The organism is Aquibium sp. A9E412 (assembly GCF_030398335.1).
Lineage (GTDB): Bacteria > Pseudomonadota > Alphaproteobacteria > Rhizobiales > Rhizobiaceae > A9E412.
On the sequence record NZ_JAOAOP010000128.1, the window covers coordinates 1 to 2,699 of the forward strand.

The 2,699-nt window shown below is 72.3% G+C and carries 3 protein-coding genes; 1 reads left to right on the top strand and 2 read right to left on the bottom strand.

Going from position 1 to position 2,699, the window contains the following annotated elements; all coding sequences use genetic code 11:
• Positions 1-93: 93 nt before the first annotated feature.
• A complete protein-coding gene (locus tag N1F89_RS20470) occupies positions 94-1,194 on the bottom strand; it encodes an MltA domain-containing protein (RefSeq protein ID WP_290086340.1) in 1,101 nt (366 codons plus the stop codon).
• 123 nt (positions 1,195-1,317) lie between these two features.
• A complete protein-coding gene (locus N1F89_RS20475; RefSeq protein ID WP_290086341.1) occupies positions 1,318-2,031 on the bottom strand; it encodes a Tim44/TimA family putative adaptor protein in 714 nt (237 codons plus the stop codon).
• Between the two features lie 246 nt (positions 2,032-2,277).
• On the opposite strand from N1F89_RS20475, the gene N1F89_RS20480 reads away from it, so the two are divergent.
• Positions 2,278-2,699, top strand: a 422-nt coding sequence (locus N1F89_RS20480; protein WP_290086343.1) for an FxsA family protein, incomplete at its 3' end; no start/stop codon positions are given.

Below are 2,699 nucleotides of genomic sequence, written 5' to 3' on the forward strand. Positions count from 1 at the left end.
TCCGCCTGCGCTCCTTCAGCGGCACCGTGGTGCGTGCCACGGTCTCCCACAGCACCCGGTCCTCCTCGCTGAGGCCTTTCGCCCGCCGCCGGCTCACGCGCGCGCCTCCACGAGCGGCCGCGGCACGAGCGCATGGAACGTCGCGGCATGGCGGATGACGCCGGCGATCTCGCCGGCCGCCGCACCGGTGCCGGTGAAGATGTCGCCGCGCGCCGGGCCGACGATCGCCGAGCCTGTATCCTGCGCCACCATCAGCCGGCGGAACGGCCGCCCGTCGACGGCCGTCAGCGCCGGCGCGTCGACGAAGACCGGCGTGGCGAAGCTATGCAGCAGACGGTCGACGGCGAGCGAGCGGCCGGGCGCGAGCTGCACCTTGGCCGCCGCGACGGGCCCATTGCCGGGGTCGCCCGTCTCGCTGTCGCGGAAGAAGATGTAGGAGCGGTTCTGCCACAGGATCTCGTCGATCCGCTCGGGATGCGCGGCGAGCCAGGCGCGGATCGTCTGCATCGTGACATGCTCGGGCGGGATGGCGCCGAGGCCGGCCAGCACCCGGCCGGGGCCGGTGAAGGGGTGGCCGGACTTGCCGGCATAGGTGAGGCGGCGCACCGTGCCGTCGGGCATGGTGAGCCGCACCGCTCCCTGGACATGGACGAAGAAGGCGTCGACGCGGTCGGCGAGCCAGGCAAGCGCCAGCCCGCGATCGGCGAGCGCGCCGCTCTCGATGGCCCGCCGGTCGGGATGCGCGACGATGCGGCCGTCGGCCAGCCGCCGGCCGCAGACGAGATCGGGCGCCAGGCAGGCAGGCCGGGACGCCACGTCGTCGAGCTCGACCAGGTCGTGCGGCCGCGCGAGCAGCGGCACGGTGAACCGCGCGGTGCGCACCGGCGAGGCGGCGAGCTCCGGCTCGTAGAAGCCGGTGACGAAGCCCGATCCGGCCGCACCGATGCGGCAGGGCACGAAATGCGCCTCGAAGAAGGCGCGTGCCGCATCCCGTCCGGCCGGCGTCGCCGCCGCGGCGGCGAACGCGGCCGCAAAGGCCGGGGCGACGATGCCGAGGCTGCCGCTGCGATAGGGCTTGTCGCGCGCCCGCGCGGCCGAGCGCGCGAAGGCGGCGAGGGCCGGCGCCGGGTCGTCGGCCTGCCAGCCCGGCAGGACGTCGAAGGAGACCGGAGACAGAAGCGGCGAAAGGCTCATGGCCGGGCCGACCCCGGCGGGCCGCGGCGCCGGCTCACACCGTGCGGCTGGCCGCCGCCCGCCCGCCACCGCGGGCGCCGGGCCACGGGGCGGCCGGGAAGGGCGGCGCGACCGTCATGGCGCTCAGTCCTCGGCCTCGGTGGCGACCAGCTTCCAGTTGGGATCGCGCGAGCGCGTGTCGCGCGCGAAGGTCCACACGTCCTTGACCTCGGCGACCGTCTCCGGATCGCCGTCGATCACCGCGCCGCCGCCGTCACGGGTCGCGGAAATCAGCTCGCTGACGATGCGCAGCGTGACATGCGCCTCGCTGCCCTTCATCTCGGCCGACACGATGTCGGCCTTGTCGATGCCGACGAAGGAGGATTCGATCTTCTCCGAGCGCTTCTCGCGCTCGGCGATGGCCGCCACGAACCCTTCGTAGACGTCGCGCGACAGCAGGTTCTTCAGCGTGCGCCGGTCGCCGTCGGCATAGGCCATCACGATCATCTCGTAGGCGAGCTTGGCGCCGTCGACGAAGGTCTTGGGCTCGAAGGAGGGATCGGCGTCGCGGATGGCGCGCAGGCCGCGGTTCAGCTCGCCGCCCGGCTCGGCCATGGCGTCGATCGCGGCATAGCGGTCCTCCTCGCCCTGCCCCTTGCGGCGCGGCAGCGAGACGACGTTCTCGGGCACCTGGGCCTCCTCGTTCTCGCGCCCCTCCCGCCGCGTGCGCCCGGCGGTGTAGGGATCGAAGGGCGGACGCTCGTTGCCCGTGCGCCGGCCGAGAACGTTGCGCAGCTGGAAGAAGATGACCAGCGCCGCGACGAGAAAGAAAATGGTGCCGAAATCGAAGAATTCCATGTCACACTAGCCAGTTGACGCGTCGTGCCCGGTGCTCCTGGGCGGAAAGGCAGCGGGGCGCGCCACGTTGCACCATCCAATCCCCAGCATATAGCCCTCATGCCCGCGTCATTCAAATCAAAGCGGGCGCTACCTATGTAGGGTCTGTGGCGCATCTTCCTATGGTGCTGATGCGCGCACGCAGACAATCAACCGCCGGCCGCAGGGCCGGCCGAGATCCACCCGGAAAACGCGACCGGTAGCCCCTTGCCCTTCAGCCTCGTTCCCTTCCTGCTGCTTGTCATCCCGCTGCTCGAAATCGCGGTGTTCGTCATGGTCGGCGGCGCCATCGGCGTGCTGCCGACGCTGGCGCTCGTCGTGGTCACGGCGATCGCCGGCTCCATCCTGTTGCGCGTGCAGGGCTTTGGCGTCGTCGACCGCATCCGCCGCACGATGGACGCCGGCCGCATGCCCGGCCGCGAGCTGGTGCACGGCGTGATGATCCTGGTCGCCGGCGTGCTGCTGCTGACACCGGGCTTCGTCACCGACACGCTCGGCTTCCTGCTGTTCGTGCCGGCGCTGCGCGACATGGCGTGGGCGCTGTTGCGCGACCGGATCGTGGTGGTGGCCGCGCCGGGCCCGCACGGCCGGACCGGTGCCGGGCCCGGCACCGGCACCGGCACCGGCGA